General features: G+C 32.0%; 13 protein-coding genes and 2 pseudogenes. 6 read left to right on the top strand and 9 right to left on the bottom strand.

Going from position 1 to position 17,248, the window contains the following annotated elements; translation table 11 throughout:
• Window positions 1-221: 221 nt before the first annotated feature.
• The 5 genes from HT725_RS03005 to HT725_RS02985 all read right to left on the bottom strand — a co-directional run bounded on the left by HT725_RS03005 (window position 222) and on the right by HT725_RS02985 (window position 6,685).
• Window positions 222-2,435: a TIM-barrel domain-containing protein gene (locus HT725_RS03005; protein WP_173253034.1), complete on the bottom strand. Its 2,214-nt coding sequence runs from the start codon at window positions 2,433-2,435 to the stop codon at window positions 222-224.
• Window positions 2,432-3,076 carry a YesL family protein gene (locus HT725_RS03000; protein ID WP_045612273.1) on the bottom strand — a complete coding sequence of 215 codons (645 nt, stop codon included), beginning with the start codon at window positions 3,074-3,076 and terminating at the stop codon, window positions 2,432-2,434. Before HT725_RS03000 ends, HT725_RS03005 begins: the two co-directional genes overlap by 4 nt.
• A 202-nt stretch (window positions 3,077-3,278) precedes the next feature.
• On the bottom strand, window positions 3,279-4,844 hold the full coding sequence (locus HT725_RS02995; protein ID WP_164226506.1) for an extracellular solute-binding protein: 1,566 nt from the start codon (window positions 4,842-4,844) through the stop codon (window positions 3,279-3,281).
• Window positions 4,845-4,853: 9 nt separating this feature from the next.
• On the bottom strand, window positions 4,854-5,750 hold the full coding sequence (locus tag HT725_RS02990; RefSeq protein WP_000870790.1) for a carbohydrate ABC transporter permease: 897 nt from the start codon (window positions 5,748-5,750) through the stop codon (window positions 4,854-4,856).
• A 17-nt stretch (window positions 5,751-5,767) separates the two neighbouring features.
• Window positions 5,768-6,685 carry an ABC transporter permease subunit gene (locus HT725_RS02985; protein ID WP_000861540.1) on the bottom strand — a complete coding sequence of 306 codons (918 nt, stop codon included), beginning with the start codon at window positions 6,683-6,685 and terminating at the stop codon, window positions 5,768-5,770.
• Between the two features lie 202 nt (window positions 6,686-6,887).
• Between HT725_RS02985 and HT725_RS02980 the strand changes: the two genes are divergently transcribed.
• From HT725_RS02980 to HT725_RS02970, 3 genes are all read left to right on the top strand, one after another.
• Window positions 6,888-8,558, top strand: a complete 1,671-nt coding sequence (locus HT725_RS02980; RefSeq protein ID WP_173218022.1) for a histidine kinase — start codon at window positions 6,888-6,890, stop codon at window positions 8,556-8,558.
• Window positions 8,539-10,077 (top strand): helix-turn-helix domain-containing protein, encoded by a 1,539-nt coding sequence (locus HT725_RS02975; protein ID WP_173218024.1) that lies wholly within the window; start codon window positions 8,539-8,541, stop codon window positions 10,075-10,077. Before HT725_RS02980 ends, HT725_RS02975 begins: the two co-directional genes overlap by 20 nt.
• 396 nt (window positions 10,078-10,473) lie before the next feature.
• Window positions 10,474-11,685: an ATP-binding protein gene (locus HT725_RS02970; RefSeq protein ID WP_173218026.1), complete on the top strand. Its 1,212-nt coding sequence runs from the start codon at window positions 10,474-10,476 to the stop codon at window positions 11,683-11,685.
• 337 nt (window positions 11,686-12,022) lie between these two features.
• On the opposite strand, the gene HT725_RS02965 is transcribed toward HT725_RS02970, so the two are convergent.
• A complete protein-coding gene (locus tag HT725_RS02965; RefSeq protein ID WP_173218028.1) occupies window positions 12,023-13,465 on the bottom strand; it encodes a HEPN domain-containing protein in 1,443 nt (480 codons plus the stop codon).
• 82 nt (window positions 13,466-13,547) lie between these two features.
• The gene (locus HT725_RS02960; protein ID WP_173218030.1) at window positions 13,548-14,663 is read right to left on the bottom strand and encodes a hypothetical protein; all 1,116 of its coding nucleotides are present in this window, start codon (window positions 14,661-14,663) and stop codon (window positions 13,548-13,550) included.
• Between the two features lie 222 nt (window positions 14,664-14,885).
• Here HT725_RS02960 and HT725_RS02955 point away from each other — a divergent pair.
• Window positions 14,886-15,083: pseudogene (locus tag HT725_RS02955) on the top strand (site-specific integrase); the annotation flags it as partial.
• Between the two features lie 106 nt (window positions 15,084-15,189).
• Here HT725_RS02955 and rpsI read toward each other — a convergent pair.
• Window positions 15,190-15,582, bottom strand: coding sequence for a 30S ribosomal protein S9 (gene rpsI / locus HT725_RS02950; protein WP_000075973.1), 393 nt, complete (start codon window positions 15,580-15,582; stop codon window positions 15,190-15,192).
• Between the two features lie 18 nt (window positions 15,583-15,600).
• Window positions 15,601-16,047, bottom strand: a complete 447-nt coding sequence (gene rplM, locus HT725_RS02945; RefSeq protein WP_001044624.1) for a 50S ribosomal protein L13 — start codon at window positions 16,045-16,047, stop codon at window positions 15,601-15,603.
• Between the two features lie 281 nt (window positions 16,048-16,328).
• Between rplM and HT725_RS02940 the strand changes: the two are divergent.
• Together HT725_RS02940 and HT725_RS02935 are read left to right on the top strand one after the other, a co-directional pair.
• Window positions 16,329-16,694: pseudogene (locus HT725_RS02940) on the top strand (helix-turn-helix domain-containing protein); the annotation flags it as partial.
• Between the two features lie 190 nt (window positions 16,695-16,884).
• Entirely contained in the window at window positions 16,885-17,202 is a 318-nt protein-coding gene (locus HT725_RS02935) for a DUF960 domain-containing protein (RefSeq protein ID WP_173234219.1), read from the top strand.
• Window positions 17,203-17,248 lie beyond the last annotated feature (46 nt).

The following is a 17,248-nucleotide window of genomic DNA, read 5'->3' as shown; positions in this document are numbered from 1 at the left end:
GATCAGGCAAGTGGAAGTTACTTTGAAAAATCACCTTTAAAAATTTGCTCTTGTTTAGTTTAAAAATGTTTCAAACCTTGAAACATACTTATCCTTTCCTCTTCAGTAAACAAAAAACATCCCTATGCCAAACTTGTAATTACTAAAATACAAGTCAATAAGCATAGAGATGTAAAACTATTACACATTAAATAATAGAAATTATGTACGAAATTTCTCAATTAGTTTTCGCTAGTAAATATCAATTCCAACAAACGCCCTCTCAATTCCTTATCCTGATGATGCAAGATATTCATTAAGTCATGAGAATTTTTGGCATTGATGAATTGATTTAACAATCTATCTTTTAATTCATATGGAAGAGAAGCCGTCTTTAGTAGTCTAAAAACTTCATCATTTAGAGATGGTGTTTTATTATCTTTCCATTCAAAATTAGCTGTATCATTCTTATTTGGCAATTCAATTATAGACACATTCGTTCCTTTAAAATGAATTCTATGTTTTCTATTGCTTGGAACGATACTAGAATCTCCTTGTAATGTTAGCTCTACCATCCCCATTTCCCAGTCGATTGATAATCTTGTTTTATATCTTTGACCATTTTGATCTTCAATCATTTCAAAAGAATGTTGTTTGCCTGGGAATACATACCAATCTACAACTTCAGGTAACTCAACACCCATATCTATCTCAGAACCAACCAAGGGAATGATTGCACCACTTTTTGCAAACACAGGTATAGTTGAAAGGTCTCTATAAACACTCAACTTCACACCACCTGTATATTTTTTCTCTGAAAAGAAGTCATACCATTCACCTTCAGGGAACCATACATCCACTTTTGCAGATTGGAATGCCAAATCCATCTTCTCTACAATGGGAGCCACCATCAGTTCTGTTCCAAAAAAGTATTGATTTGGAACATTATAGCTCTCATCATTCTCTGGGTAGAAATAATAGATTGGGCTGATTAATGGGGCACCTTCCTCGTGTGTCTTTACATTCATGGTATATAGATATGGAATCATCTGATGTCTCAAACGAAGGTATTTCTTCATAATCTTAGATGTTGTTTCTGAAAAAAACCAAGGTTCTTTACTATTAAAGGGACTTCTAGAACTATGTAAGCGAGTTATCGGACTAAAAACGCCAAACTGTAGCCATCTAGTTTGTAGCTCCTCGTCATAATCCCCCAGCATGTGTCCACCGATATCATGACTCCACCAACTATAACCGATATTAGATGCTGTCGCTGTAAAATAAGGTTGAAATCTTAAGGAATTCCAACTAATAATAGTGTCCCCTGAAAAACCAACAGGGTAGCGGTGACTACCAGGACCTGCATACCTTGATAAAATTAAGCCACCTTCTGCATTTTTACAACTATCCTGATAGTGATAATGGTTCAAAAGCCACAGTGGATCCAACATACCTTGAGTCCCTTGTTGCCAGTCAATCCACCAAAAATCTACTCCCTGCTTTTCTAGCTTATAATGAACATCTTTAAAGTAGGCTTCTCTAAAAGATGGATTAAAAAAATCAAAAATAGCAGGTTCTTCTAGTTCTACATTTAACCCCAATCGTTTAGCAACTTGAGAATAAGCTTCTTCATAAGCCCGTATACCATCAGCAGGATGGACATTTAAAGAGAGTTTTAACTTTCTATCATGAAGTTGTTGCAATAACTGTTCTGGATTAGGTATTAAGTTTTTATTCCAACTATATCCTGTCCAGCCACTTCCAAAACGAGCTGGAATTTCAGTTATATGCCAATCCATATCTAACACACCGATAGATAATGGAATTTTCTCTGTTTCAAATCTATCTATTAAATCCAAGTATTCATCCGACGTATAAGGCCAATACCTACTCCACCAATTACCTAAAGCATATCTTGGCAACAAGGGTGTTGAACCAGTCAAATGGTAAAAGTCTCTGATTGCTCCTCTATAATCATGCCCATAGGCAAAGAAATAGAGGTCAATTTGATTTTCTCTCTCAATATAACCAGACTGTTCATCCCAAATAAATCCTTTAGAATCATCCAATAAGGCTATACCATTTCGGCTAATAATTCCATCTTCTAACGAGATTGCTCCATCTGCCTCATCCAGAGTCCGAGCTGTTCCTTTTAACGTTTCAATAGATTCACCAAAATACCAGCGACTACCATATACGGCAAAATTTCCTTTTAATTCTATAAATAAATTTTCGGCGTTAAATTCTCCTTTATTAAAGTGCAGATGAAAATAGTCCGTCATAATATCTAGTACGTTTGATGTCTCGATATAATCTAACGAAACTTGGCCAAAATCTCTATTATAGATAAGTTGTGTCGTTCTATCCTCAAAACTTCCAGTTTGAGAGTATTCTAACCTTACTAGCTTGTCTGTTAATACAGAGATTCGATAAAACTCTCCCTTAAAAATTTTCAATTTGTTTTCCTCCTTTTAGTAAATTTCTTTACCTTATCAAACATTTTATTTGTTATCGTTACATTCATCAATCCGCAAAAAGCAAATCCCCCAAATGTAAATACGTAAATAGCTGTTAAAACTCGTTCTGGACTACTAAAACTCATATACAGTACAGAAATATTAAATAAAACCAACATGATAGCTTGTATTGGATTTAAAATACAAATTAATACGCTATTTACAATACTATTTTTTAGATTATCTTTAAATAGACCAATATAGGGAAAAATAACACTCATCAAAAGTATTATAACAAATAAAAAGGGCAACACTAACAATAAACTATACTCTGAAAATAAACTTGAATAGCCCCAAAGACAATAGTTCACATATAAAAGTAATTCTATTAGGAGGATAAACAACCAAATAAAAGTTGACTGTTTAAAATTTTGTCTAAAGATCCGAAAATAATGATAAGCAATATCGGTATCTTTACCTTTTAAAATACGATACCACATTGTCGTAAGAGAAGTTAGTGATGCCCCAATTGTAACTATTGGAATACAACTAACAATAAATAGAGTATTTAAAATAATTAAATCTGTCAAAAAAGTTAAAATTCTAACCACTTTTCCATCTAATGAAAATAATTTTTGCATAATATATTCTCCATAAAATCAATCGTCTTAACTCTATATTTTAATGTCAGTTGCACAAAAATATTACCTAAATTATTTAAAAAATATTTCCAAATTTCTTTAAAAATTAGAATAAAGGAAGCGAGATAATTTGATGTTATCAGTCTCGCTTCCTGTAATTAGCTAGTCCCTTGTTTATACAACCAAGAGTTCATATAAAGTATTACTCTTTGACTTCTTTTTGGTAACGATTATATGCTTCCTGTTGAATCTTCATAAATTCGTCCAATCCCATATTCTTAAGAGTTTCTTTGTATGAGTCCCATTCTTTTTCTATGCCGCCTTCAACTACCCATTTAGATGCTTGTTGTTTGACATAAGATTCAATACTCACATAGATTGATGATAATTTGTTAAGTTCTTCTTGTGAATAAATCACATTAGGGTAAGCTGGCAACGCAAATTGTTTCAAATCTTGGTCCATCTTCAATTTCAATCCATCACCTTGTGTTTGATCGATTTCTACGCGACTATTGATATCATCGCTTACGTATTTAGGACCAAAATCTCGAAGTGAATTAATCCATGCCCATTCATCAGCTGATTTACCATCTTTAGGAGGTAACACTTTAAACTTATCACCATTCTTTTCAGTAGCTATTCCAAATGATCCATAGAAATTCTGAATACTTGCTTCATCTGTATATAATTTATCCAACCATTTCAATAATTTAGCAGGATTTTTACTCTTATTTGTAATCAAAATTTCATTTCGACCATAGTTGTAATGATCTGGATCAGAAAAGACATATTGTTTACCATCCATACCTTTTAAAGCAGGTAGAGCAATATATTCACTTGAATGTAAGCCAAACGTTGCATCTGCTGTCCAACCACTAGAAACACCTACTCTAGATACTCCCTTATCCATACGTTTTGCTACACTCATAGAGGTATCTTCTGTAAAGATTTCCGGATCAATCAAACCTTTTTTATAAGCTTCATGCATTGCTGCAATCCCTTGTTTATAACTTTCTTCTGTACGAAGGTAGACTGGTTTTCCATCTTTTACAGACATTTCATATGTATTATCTGCACCTAAACGATTATTGAACGGAAGAATATATGAGAATGTTGGATCAAAGTTTCCTGCTCCAAATGGAATTTCATCAGACGCGTCTCCATTTCCGTTCGCATCTTTATCCTTAAATTCTTGTAGTACTTTTACTAAATCATCATACGTTTCTGGAACCTTTAATCCTAAATTATCTAGCCACTTTTTATTAATAAATAGCTGATTAGCTACAGTAGGACGCATCGGTAATTTTTTAGGCAGGCTGTAGATATGACCATCTGGTGAAGTAATCATCGCTTTAATCTTAGGTTCTTTCTCCATAGCCTTAGTTAAATTTGGCATGTTTTCCTTGATTAAATCTTCCAATGGAATAAATAAAGATTGGTTCTGAGCAATTTCTGAATCTGTAAAAGCATTTGAACCTAAAAATGCATCTGGTAAATCTCCACTAGCAACCAACACAGATTTCTTATCTGCCCAATCTGCAGCTACAAGTGTATCCCATTTAACATCGATACCTGATTCTTTGGCAGAATCAGTTAGAAAACCTTTATGATAATCTTCCCCCCAGTCAGACCAACGAACAGTTGTGATTTTATAAGAATCTTCTCCAGACTTATCATCCTTATTCGCATTATTAGAATTTGCACAGGCTGTTAAGCCAGCAAGTGTAACTGTTCCTAAGAACAAATATGTAAATGATTTATTTTTCATGTTTTTCTCCTATTCTTTCAAGGCGCCAATCATTACGCCTTGATTAAAATATTTTTGAACAAAGGGATATAGCAACATTATCGGAGCGGTTGAAATAACAATTGCTGCATATTTCATCATATCGGCTTTGATACGAAGATCTGATGCAACTTCTCCTGTTGCTTGCGATTGTAACATTTGATTACTAATTAGTAAACGTCGTAAAATTAATTGCAATGGTTGTAAATTTTCATTCGTTAAATAAATTAAAGCATTAAACCACGAATTCCAAATACCAACTGCAGTCCAAAGTCCAATAACTGCTATAATAGCTTTTGATAACGGAACAACTATTTTAATAAAATAACGAATTGTACCACATCCATCAATTTGCGCAGCCTCCCACATCCCGTCTGGAATACTATTATTAAAGAAAGTTCTAGCAACAATAATATTGTATGATGAAACTGCAAAAGGGATTACCATTACCCAAAATGTATCAATCAAGCCTACATTCTTTACTGTTAAGTAGGTAGGAATCAAGCCACCTGATACGAACATAGGGATTATGTATAGAATACTCATCCACTTTCTACCAACTAATTCTTTTCTAGATAAAGCATAACCAGCTGGAATATTGACTACTAAAGCAACCAAGGTACCAACAACAGTATATAAAATTGTATTTAGATAGCTACGCAAAAATAAAGGTTGTTGAATAAGACGTAAATATCCATCTAATTTCCATTCTCTTGGAATAAACCATACCTTCCCGTTTGCAACATCTGAAGGATTACTAAAAGATGCAATCACTACAAACCATAACGGATAAACAATTAACAGGATAAGGAAAATTGCTAAACCATAGGTAACTATATCAAATAATAATTCAGAGTTTGTTTTTCTTGATTTATGAAACCATTTCACCTTGAGCACTCCTTCCTTTAAAAAAGACCCGTTCTAGTATATCTTTTTGAGAACCAGTTAACAGATAACAAAATTATTAGATTAACTACCGTGTTAAATAACCCTATAGCTGTCGAATAACTATACTGAAAGTTCACCATACCAACTTTATAAACATAGGTCGAAATTATCTCACTTCCTGCTAAATTAAGAGGATTCTGTAGTAGTAACACTTTCTCAAACCCTACACTTAATAAACTACCTGCTCTTAATATTAATAAAATCATAGCAGTCGGCAAAAGCAATGGTAATTCTATATGCCGAATTTTTTGTAACCTAGAGGCACCATCCATAGTTGCAGCCTCATAATATGTAGGATCAATTGCAGAAAGCGCCGCCAGATAAATAATACTATCCCAACCAATATGTTGCCATACATCACTCCAAACATAAACACCTGCAAAATGACTAGGTTTTGATAAAAAATCTGGAATAGTGATTCCAACAGACTTAAATACATTCGCTAACAAACCACTAGTAGGAGATAAAAATAAGATAATCATCCCACACATAACCATTGTAGAGATAAAATGAGGTAAGTAAGTTGTCACTTGAAATATTTTTCTAAATTTCCCAACTCTTAACTGATTACTAATGATAGCTAGTATAATAGGTAAGGGGAATCCTACTACAATACTATAAAGTGAAATTTTTAATGTATTGAACATAGTTGTCCCGAATTGGAATGATGAGAAAAATTGAGTAAAGTACTTAAATCCTACCCACTGACTAGCAAAGATACCATTGGCTGGTGAATAGTCTTTAAATGCAATAATTAGTCCCAACATGGGAATATAGGAAAATAAAATCAATAGCAATATTGAAGGAAAAAGTAATATATATAACGGAATACTATGCTTTAATTTTATTTTATGAAGTTGAGATGCTACTTTCATGTTTTTCCTCCTATTTGATTTTCTACGATTATTTTACACCATATAGAATTCCCTTAATAGAACTTTTTGGACTAGGTTTATCAATTTTTCAGTTTTTTAATTTTAAAAACTATTACTTTTCCGACATCTTGATAAAACATATCTGTTTTGTTACATGATATCGTATTTTCAAAGTGCTATAATTTTAAGAGGAGAATAGTATATGAAATTAAATCACGACTTATCAAAAAAACATTCCATTCATTTTTTCTTTAAACTCCTACTTGTACTACTATTGATAAATATTTTAATCAATATTGCTATGAGTAACATAACCAGAAATTTTATTAAAAACCAAAATATAGTACACTTACGTAGTTCAATTGAAATTTATGCTGATTCTGTTAATGAGAAATTACATTCTGTAGAACGCTTTATGTACTCAACAATAACGCATAATGAATCTTTAGAGAACTTAAATCATGTACAAACGTTTCTTGAGTATCAAGAAAATCTTAAAAAAGTTCAAACTAGCTTTGCAGAGTTTGAATATCAAAATGAAACTCATATGACATTCTTATTAGAAACCGATAGTACTGATTATTTTATAAATGTCTCCAATCTTTATATTCCATATGAAGATTATCTACTGTTAAAATCAAATCTAAAATCATTGCGTAGTGATATAAGTGACCGTAAATGGAAAAATGTAACTACTAAAAACAGCGAATACTTAGTTAAATCTGTTCATTACGAAGGAAAAATCATTTATGCCGTCATATCTTCAGAAGATATCCTAAAACCTCTCAAAAAACTCAATATTGGAAATAATGGTAAACTTTCCCTAAAAGAGCCTAACAATATACCCTCCGAAAACTACCTGATTCATGCTCAAAATGAAAAAACGCATTTACCTTTCGATATTTATGTTTTAGTCGATTATGTCGAAGTCTTTAGAAATATCACACTCTTAGAAGTATTTTTATCAGCTGTTCCTATCATTATCACCATTTTATCAATCATCATTATCCTGTATATTCGTCAATGGATGATTAAACCAATAACAAGACTCACTGAACGGCTCTCTCAACTTGGGGGCTCCATCCCCCCTTCTGAATTTTTTATATCTGAAGGTATACTAGAAATTGATAAGGCAAATGATAAACTTAATAAAGTAATATTTGACATGCAAGAATTAAAAATACGAGAATACCATTCACAACTAGAACTTAAGAAGATTGAGCTTAATTATCTTAAGAACCAAATTCGTCCGCATTTCTACTTAAATATGTTATCAATGATTCATAGTATGCTTCAAACAAAAAACTATAAAGAAATTGAAGAGTTAACTATCCTAACTTCAAATTATCTCCGTCATTTATTTATGGCTAATCAAGATTTTTCAGAACTTAAAGATGAAGTTCAGCATATTAAAGATTATTTAGAAATACAACAAATTCGATATGGAAATAGCATCTACTTTTCACTAAACTACAATGATGACCTACAAAATACTCTTATCCCATCATTACTTTTACAAACATTTATTGAAAACACAATCAAACACGGTTTTTCATTTCAGGATTTATTTACAATTTTGCTATCGATAAAAAAAGTAAAAACTGAGAACTCAGATTATATTCAGATTTGTATCGAGGATAATGGTCCAGGTTTCTCTGAAGAAATTTTATCAAAACTAAATCAGAAACAGTCTCTAATAACAGAAGATGGACATCATATTGGGATCACAAACACCATCGAACGTTTAAATCTTCTCTATCCTAATGACTATAGTATTGCATTTGAAAATAATGAAGAAGGTGGGGCTAAAATTCTTTTACTTATTCCATACAAGATTATAGACGGAGGTTATAATGAACATCTTATTAGTTGATGACGATCGTTTTATCATTGAAGCTTTACGAGAGAAAATAAATTGGGCTAAACTACACATTGACACTGTTTATGTTGCCTATAGCCTCACTCAAGCTCAAAATATTATTAGAGAGAATCCTATTGATCTCATGATAAGCGATATAGAAATGCCTCAAGGTAGTGGCCTCGAACTCTTATCTTGGATTAGAAATGAAAAATATGATATAAAAACAATTTTTTTAACCAATTACGCCGACTTCAACTATGCTCAAAAAGCAATTGAATTACAAAGCTTCGAATACTATCTAAAACCCATTAACTTTGAAAAATTAGAATTTATTATTCAAAAAGCCATTAGTAAAATTGAGAATCATAACTCAAACGGGAAAAATGATGCACTTTTACAAATAGAAGATAATTTCTGGTATGATTACCTTAGAAAACCTCAAATTTCTCGCATTGATGAGCTAGAAAACATAGCAAGCAAACAAGGTTTTATTCTTAAAAAACACCAATATTTTTTCCTTGCAGTTTTAACAATCAATCTTAATGAAGAAGATTATTCTGCAGAAACTCCATCATGGACTTCTCAACTAAAAAGAGAACTTCAAAGAATTTCACAACCTTCTTATAAGCTGATAAGTTTGTTCAAGATGGAAAGCCAGGTTGATCAATATGTTTGTCTCTTTAGAGTAGACTCATCCAAACGTAGTGACAAATTGGCATATGAAATTCATTCTCAAATTTCTAATAATTTTAGTAAATACTCAAACATTATATATAAAAGCTGCCACAAACTATCCGATATTTTATTTCATACCAAAGAACTCTACACTTATAATGAACAATATGTTTCTTATTGGAATACTATTACATGTGTTCCACATAGTTTTCCAACTTCCTTTAAAACAGAAACTCTTTCAATTACTTTTTTAGATAGCTTAAGTGAATACGAATTAAGAGAAAAAATTAATTCACTTGCCTATAATTCTCAAATTCCTACTTTCACACTACAGCAAATTTTACTAGATTGGATTCAACAAATAGGAATATATCTAGATCAAAATGGAATCTCGGCACATAAATTATTCCAAAACAGCACTCATGATTTCTTATTCCAACGACGCTTTCATTCAATTGAATCTTTTCAGGATTACTTTGATTATTACTGGTCGCATGCTAAGAAATTTGCAACAAACATTGAAAACCAGAAAAATAGTATTCAACGCATTGTCGAATACATAGATCATCACTACTATGAAGATATAAATCGTTCTATATTAGCAGATATGGTTTATCTCAGCGCAGATCATTTGGCTAGAATTTTTAAAAAAGAAACTGGAGAAACTCTTGTTAAATATATAACGGATAAGCGCATTAATGCTGCTAAATCTCTCCTATCTCAAACAGATATCTCGATATCACAAGTATCCTGTCAAGTAGGGTATGATAATTATTCTTACTTTACTAAAATTTTTAAACAAAGGACTGGACTTTCTCCTGGAGATTACCGTAAAACTTATCAAAACAAAATGTAAGCAATCTAAATCATTGAAATGATAAGTAAAATTCAAGGTCTGTAGTAATTTTTGAAATTCTACAGTTTTTCCAAAGATAGCCCCATAAACTTATTTGAAATTGCTAATAAGGTAACTTCTTAAAAAGTCAGTTTGAGAAAAACAGCCCGTAAATATTTCTAGGATGAAACGTATACTATCAAGCTTTTACACGCCTGATAGTATGCGCTTTTTATTTGAATACTTGCTACAAAACCTCACAAGATTTACTATCATGCCATACCAAAATGGACTATTTTTTAATTGCAGAAAAACACTATTTCTAAATACTTAGAAATAATCAAACGAATTAAATATTATTTATAAATATTTGAAAATAATCTTTATTTGTATTATACTATCTTTGAGGTATCTATTATGAACTATATTAAAAGACCACATTATTTAGACTTTTTAAGAAGACATCGTGACCGACAAATCATTAAGGTTGTGAGTGGAGTTAGACGAGCTGGTAAATCTGTTCTCTTTCAACTCTATAAAGAAGAGTTACTAGCAACTGGGGTAGACGAGGATCAAATCATATCCATCAATTTTGAGGATCTGAGTTACTATGACCTCCGACATTTTCAAACATTATACGCTTATATAAAAGATCAATTAGTTAGCGAGAAAACATACTATATCTTTTTAGATGAAATTCAACATGTTGAGAAATTTGAACTGGTAGCAGATAGTCTATTCATCCTACCAAATGTTGACCTCTATTTGACTGGATCAAACGCCTACTTTATGAGCAGCCAATTAGCAACAAACTTGACTGGTCGGTATGTTGAGATAGAGGTCCTTCCTTTGTCATTTGAAGAATACCTATCAGGTCAATCTCTCTCAGAGAATCTGAATACAACAGAAATTTTTAACAATTATCTCTTTAGTGCTTTCCCTTACTTATTGCAAACATCATCTTACGCTGAAAAAATTGACTATCTCAGAGGAATATATAACTCAATACTGTTAAATGATATTGTCACTAGATTGGGAAATCCAAATCCTACTATTATTGAGCGCATTGTCCGAACCCTTCTCAGTAGTACAGGTAGCTTAATATCAACAAATAAGATTCGCAATACCTTGGTCAGCCAAAATGTTTCAATATCCCATAATACTTTAGAAAATTATTTGACAACTTTGACAGATAGTTTACTTTTTTATTCTGTTCCACGTTTTGATGTAAAAGGCAGAGCATTATTGCAACGCTTAGAAAAATATTATCCCGTTGATTTAGGTTTACGACATCTCTTATTACCAGACCACAAGGAAGACATTGGGCATATCTTGGAAAATATTGTATATTTGGAATTAAGACGTAGATATTCACAAGTATATGTTGGTAATTTAGATAAGTATGAGGTTGATTTTGTTGTTGTAACTGATCTTGGCCACTACGCTTATTATCAAGTCAGTGAAACAACACTTGCTCCAGAAACACTAGAAAAAGAACTTAGACCACTAGAAGCCATTAAAGATCAATTCCCAAAATATCTATTAACAATGGATACGATTCAGCCAACAGCAAATTACAATGGAATTGAAAAGAAAAATATCATAGATTGGTTACTAGAAAAATACTGAACCTATAAATTGATACACAAGAAAAACACTCCTGTCAAAATCTAGTGAAACTATGAACAGGAGTGTTTTGTTATGGCCGAAAAAGCTTATTCAGTAGAAACTAATACTAGACTAAAAATCAATGATGGAAACTCTTGATTTCTATACAAAAAAGACATCCAAGAGAAAATTCTTGAATGTCTGTAAACGTTAATATACTCATATTGATTAACGTTTACAGACAACTGACCTTGTCAGGTTGCAGCCACATTTATAAGCGACTAAAGTCTCAACAACTGTGTCAATTGTTCCAATTTCCATGAAAACATCCTAAATCATTGAGCTAATGGCTTGAGGTTTAGAATTTTTTATATTTATATTTCATATCCAATTCTTGATAAATATAATATCTCAGCACTTCTTGAAGAAACAATTTTGTTTCATACATCTCCCTGATATCTGTTATCATTTCTGGATAGTTATCTTTCGAATCACCATGAGTATAGTAATTTCGTGTTTGAATTAATTTTATTATTAGTAATTCTCTCTCACTATTCGAAAAAATTTTAGACAGATTAAGCTCATCAATTGAATCGAATAAATTTTTTAAACGTTCGGCAAGGTTAGGCTCTTTTTGATTAAATTTCAATTTATTTCTAAATTTTCTTCTTACCTCTTCTAAAAGATGTGTGTTTATAAAGTCAAACAAAGATTGTCTAGCTTTTTCTTCAACATCAGATAAACATTTCGGATTTTTAAAATTCTTAAAATTTCTAGAGTAAACTTCCAAATTCCTAATAGCATCAACCAACTGATCTTCCAAATATAAATCACCATGAAGATTTTTTGAAAATTGTCTCACTATAAATTCAAGTTCCTCAGATTTATCAAACCAATGATTTAAAATATGTTCAAAATTATCTTCTAATGCCCTCAAAGAAATATCTTGCTGAGAATACGATTTCCATTTTTGGGATTTTCTAGAATGCTGAACAAAGAATTTGCCTTTTATAAGTGGCATACGCTTACCATCTATCATTTTATAAAGAACAAGAAATTCAATATTAGTAAAAGACAATGGTATATTTGATAAAATCTCAATAAATTCCTTAAACTTATGTGAAGCTTGATAAAATTCATCAAAATATCTTATATTTAAATCAGCTGAAATAAGTTTAATAAAATAATCACTGGTAAATGACGTAGTTGTATATGAAGAATGGAGTATTGCCACATCTTCAAAGTTCATTCCTAGTGATCTTATTGACACTTTTGTTGGTTGATATTCACTTACTGCACTTTCAAAAATAGTTTGATTGTCTCTATATTTAACAGTTACCAATGATTTTTCAATCCATTCCTCAATATGTTCAAAGCTAAAATTATATTCCTTGATTTTTTCAGAATCTAATTCATTAATTAAATCTTTAAAGGCCTCAGAACTATAATCAAAATTTCCAAGCTCATTATAAAATACACTGTAAATTTTAAAATTTTTTACTCTATATCTAGTTATCGGAAATCCAGGAGATGAGGAATGTACCATTGGTTCACCATAAGTATTTAAAATTAAAATATTACCATTACTGGAGAAACCATATATCTTTTCCAAACACTTACCAAAACCGAATGAAATACCTGATTCCTCTTCAAATCCACCAAATAATTCTAATACAATTTCACTAGAAGAATAATGTAAAATACCGCTCAAGTTATCCTTACTAACTATATCGTCGGAACGTTCTGAAAAATACCCTTTTATTTCAAACTCTTTATTCCAAGTGTAATCTTTAAATTTCATATTATCCTTTCTGATTGCTTTTCAAAAATCTTCACAACTTTCTAAACTATGATTTTTATGTCGGTACTACCTTTTAATTGTATTAGACCAGCTTCCAATTCTCATCATTCGAGTTATCAATCAGAGTATTTCTTTTATTACTCAATAATTCATCACTCACAAAATATTGCCCTAGTCTCTCTACAAAACCACAATTCTGACAAGTATATAGATAATCTTCTTTTATTTCCCTCACTAAATTGATATTGAACTTATATATCCTCCCGCATTCTTCACATGTCATGCTAAGATTATCACCATTAAATATGAAATCAAAAATACTTTCTAATTCTTTATTTTCTTCTCCAGATAAAGCTAAAATTATCTTTAAATTTCTAATATACCGGTTAAGGGTAACTATTTCTAAATCAATATCAAAATATTTCTCAAATATAGCAATAGCTACTTCTACTAAATAAATGAGAATGTAGGGTGTTTTCTCATAGAACAAATGCCAAAAATCATCCCAAATCTTATCATCAGAAAATATAAAATTAAGATTTCGCTTTTCCGTAGGATAATTTTTATTCTTTGTCACCAAATGAATAGATTGATCAAATACACTTGTTAAACTATTTTCTGCCTTTCGATTATATATAATGTCATATAGTAATTCAGGATCAAGTAATTCTCTACTAAAATCCAAAAAACCATTTTCATACTGAATCGATTCTTTTGCTTTTAAAAGTAGGTCAATAACAAATTCTTTTTTACCCTTCAAATCACTTACGTCATATTCCCTAAGCTCTCCATATTGTATTTTTTCTAAGAAATCATGTGGTTGAACCAATATCCAACTTAAATAAAATAAATTATCTTGAAAAGGTTTCCTAGCAAGAGAAAATGCAACAGTAACTTTTCCCCTCTCTATACAACTCAGAGATTCAAATAGGTAGTAATTTAAATCACGTAAAATTGAAAAAAAGATGTGAGGTATATATACATATTCAGAAATATCTAAATCTTTTTGTCTATCTAGTTCATCAAACAAGTCAATTTCATCATTTATCTCATTAGTAAATCTAAAAGATAGACTGGATAATTGATATTTATCAGCTTTAACTAAAATATCAACTAGTATATCATACAAATATAGCATTAATTGATGACGTTTTCTATACTTAGTTGGTAATAATTCTGATATGTGAGATTTAGCCAATATTACTTTCCTCAATTCTTTTTAACTCTACATAACTATATTATACTCTAAAAGTACTCAGTCTTTATCTAGAAGGTTCCTATATAACTTAACAATTATTTTAAGTGTAAACCTAGAAAAGCACTTTGCAAATAGCTTTGAAATATTGATATAATCGTATCAATTAACGTTTTAAAGCAACTGACTTTGCCCTCCCAGTCATATTATAGTGTCGATATAGCAAAAGGAAACACCAACAAGCCTTTACATGCTGACTATCTGAACAATAAAATGAAAAGCATTAGAAAGCGACATAAAGAGCTGGCACATGCTACACTTCATAAACTACGACATACAGGTACAACTCAAATTTATGTCAATACTCCTAATGTAGTTCCTATGGCAGTTGGTGAATTTGCTTTAAAGTCTCTAAAACAATAAGGTAAAAATAAGGTAAACTTTGAGGTAAGCTTTTCAAAAAAATACGAAAAAAGCACCCATAAGGTAAACTTTTGAGTGCTTTGAAACGTTGATATGATCGTATTGATTAACGTTTACTAAATTGTGATGCTTTACGAGCTTTCTTAAGACCTGGTTTCTTACGTTCAACTTTACGTGAGTCACGTGTAAGAAGTCCTGCGCGTTTCAATGAATCGCGGAAGTCTGGGTCTACTTGAAGAAGGGCACGAGCGATACCGTGACGGATAGCTCCTGATTGACCAGCGTATCCACCACCTACAACGTTAACGAAAACGTCGTATGAACCTACAGTTGAAGTAACTGCGAATGGTTGGTTGATGACAAGACGAAGGTCAGCGTGTGGGATGTACTCTTCAACATCTTTTTTGTTAACAGTGATTTTACCAGTTCCTGGAACAAGGCGAACGCGTGCAACAGCGTTTTTACGACGTCCAGTACCTGCATATTGTGCTTGTGACATACTTTATTGTTCCTTTCCTTAGATAAGTCCTGAAATATCAAGAACTTCTGGTTGTTGTGCAGCGTGAGTGTGCTCAGCTCCAACAAATACTTTCAACTTCATACCTTGAGCGCGTCCAAGAGTATTGTGTGGAAGCATACCTTTAACTGATTTCTCTATCAAACGTACTGCATTTTTAGAACGAAGTTCACCTGCAGAGATTTGTTTCAATCCACCTGGGTGGTTTGAGTGAGTGTAGTAGATTTTATCAGTTGCTTTTTTACCAGTCAATTTAACTTTTTCAGCATTGATAACAATCACAAAGTCACCTGTATCAGTGTGTGGTGTAAATGTTGGTTTGTTTTTTCCGCGAAGTACGCTAGCAACTACTGCAGAAAGACGTCCAAGTGGTACATCAGTTGCGTCAACTACGTACCATTTACGTTCAACTTGGCCTGGTTTAGCCATAAATGTTGTTTTGTTCATGATTTCTCCTATATATAGTTCGATTTTTGTTTACGGTGATGGGTGTTCCTTCCCATCGAAAAGTATTTGGAAGGTTCCGGGGCCTTTCAAATGGGGTAAACAATACCGCCTACTATAATACCAAATTTCACCCCTAAAAGTCAATAGATATGAAAAATATTTTTCTAAACGTAACTTCTCAAAGTAACTTCCACTTGCCTGACCAAAGTGGAAATTAGTCTAAAACGGATTTTTATGGTGGAATTAAGTGTGAGACGTTTGAGTTAGAAATGAGGTCTACTATGACAAAACATAAACACCTTGCCCTTTCAGACCGTAATGATATCCAATTAGGCTTAGAGCGCGGTGAAACCTTCAAAGCTATTGGACAGTCCATTCTAAAAGACCCAACTACTGTTTCTAAAGAAGTCAAACGAAATAGACAAGTTAGAGAATCTACTTGTGATAACCTTCCTTGCCCTCTACTCGACAAAGCTCCCTTTGTCTGTAATGGATGCCCTAAAAGAAGACAGAATTGTGGCTATCAGAAAATCTTCTACCTTGCTAAACAAGCTCAAAAACAATACGAACAAACTCTTGTTGAATCTCGTGAAGGAACTCCCCTCAATTCCAAGACCTTCTGGGACATGGACAAAGTCATTTCTAATGCGTAACTTCTCAAAGTAACTGAAAGTTATATAATCAAGTTAATTTGGGAATTTACCTATTAACTTCGGGAGATTTTTAGGATTTTTTCCTTATTTCTCCCTGTAGCTAAAATCCTTTTCAAAAAATCACCTTTTCTTGATTTTTAATCCTATTTGCTGTATGATAAGGGAAAAGAAAGGGGGCAAAAATATGGCTTTTACCAATACCCAGATGCGGTCTGCTAGTTTTGGCATTGTTACCAGCTTGCCTGATGATGTCATTGATTCTTTTTGGTATATTATTGACCACTTCTTAAAAAATGTCTTTGAATTGGAAGAAGAACTTGAGTTTCAATTGCTCAATAACCAAGGAAAAATTACCTTCCACTTCTCAAGTCAACACCTCCCCACAGCCATTGATTTTGACTTTAATCATCCTTTCGACCCTCTTTATCCCCCGAGAGTTCTGGTTTTAGATATGAATGGTAGAGAGACTATCCTCCTCCCAGAAGAAAATGACCTATTTTAATACTCAATGAAAATCAAAGAGCCAATTAGGAAGCTAGCCGCAGGTT

This window comes from Streptococcus sp. 2579 (assembly GCF_013277195.1).
In the GTDB taxonomy this organism is placed as follows: Bacteria; Bacillota; Bacilli; order Lactobacillales; family Streptococcaceae; genus Streptococcus.
Note: the sequence above shows the minus strand (reverse complement) of the source record. Positions and strands in the feature narration are given on the sequence as shown.

What these genes read in the sequence shown, in the direction of transcription:
- HT725_RS02970 (WP_173218026.1), top strand. Translation starts at nt 10,474, where the DNA reads ATGAACTATATTAAAAGACCACATTATTTAGACTTTTTAAGAAGACAT.
- HT725_RS02965 (WP_173218028.1), bottom strand. Translation starts at nt 13,465, where the DNA reads ATGAAATTTAAAGATTACACTTGGAATAAAGAGTTTGAAATAAAAGGG.
- HT725_RS02935 (WP_173234219.1), top strand. Translation starts at nt 16,885, where the DNA reads ATGGCTTTTACCAATACCCAGATGCGGTCTGCTAGTTTTGGCATTGTT.
- HT725_RS03000 (WP_045612273.1), bottom strand. Translation starts at nt 3,076, where the DNA reads ATGCAAAAATTATTTTCATTAGATGGAAAAGTGGTTAGAATTTTAACT.
- HT725_RS02985 (WP_000861540.1), bottom strand. Translation starts at nt 6,685, where the DNA reads ATGAAAGTAGCATCTCAACTTCATAAAATAAAATTAAAGCATAGTATT.
- HT725_RS02995 (WP_164226506.1), bottom strand. Translation starts at nt 4,844, where the DNA reads ATGAAAAATAAATCATTTACATATTTGTTCTTAGGAACAGTTACACTT.
- rpsI (WP_000075973.1), bottom strand. Translation starts at nt 15,582, where the DNA reads ATGTCACAAGCACAATATGCAGGTACTGGACGTCGTAAAAACGCTGTT.
- HT725_RS02980 (WP_173218022.1), top strand. Translation starts at nt 6,888, where the DNA reads ATGAAATTAAATCACGACTTATCAAAAAAACATTCCATTCATTTTTTC.
- HT725_RS02975 (WP_173218024.1), top strand. Translation starts at nt 8,539, where the DNA reads ATGAACATCTTATTAGTTGATGACGATCGTTTTATCATTGAAGCTTTA.
- rplM (WP_001044624.1), bottom strand. Translation starts at nt 16,047, where the DNA reads ATGAACAAAACAACATTTATGGCTAAACCAGGCCAAGTTGAACGTAAA.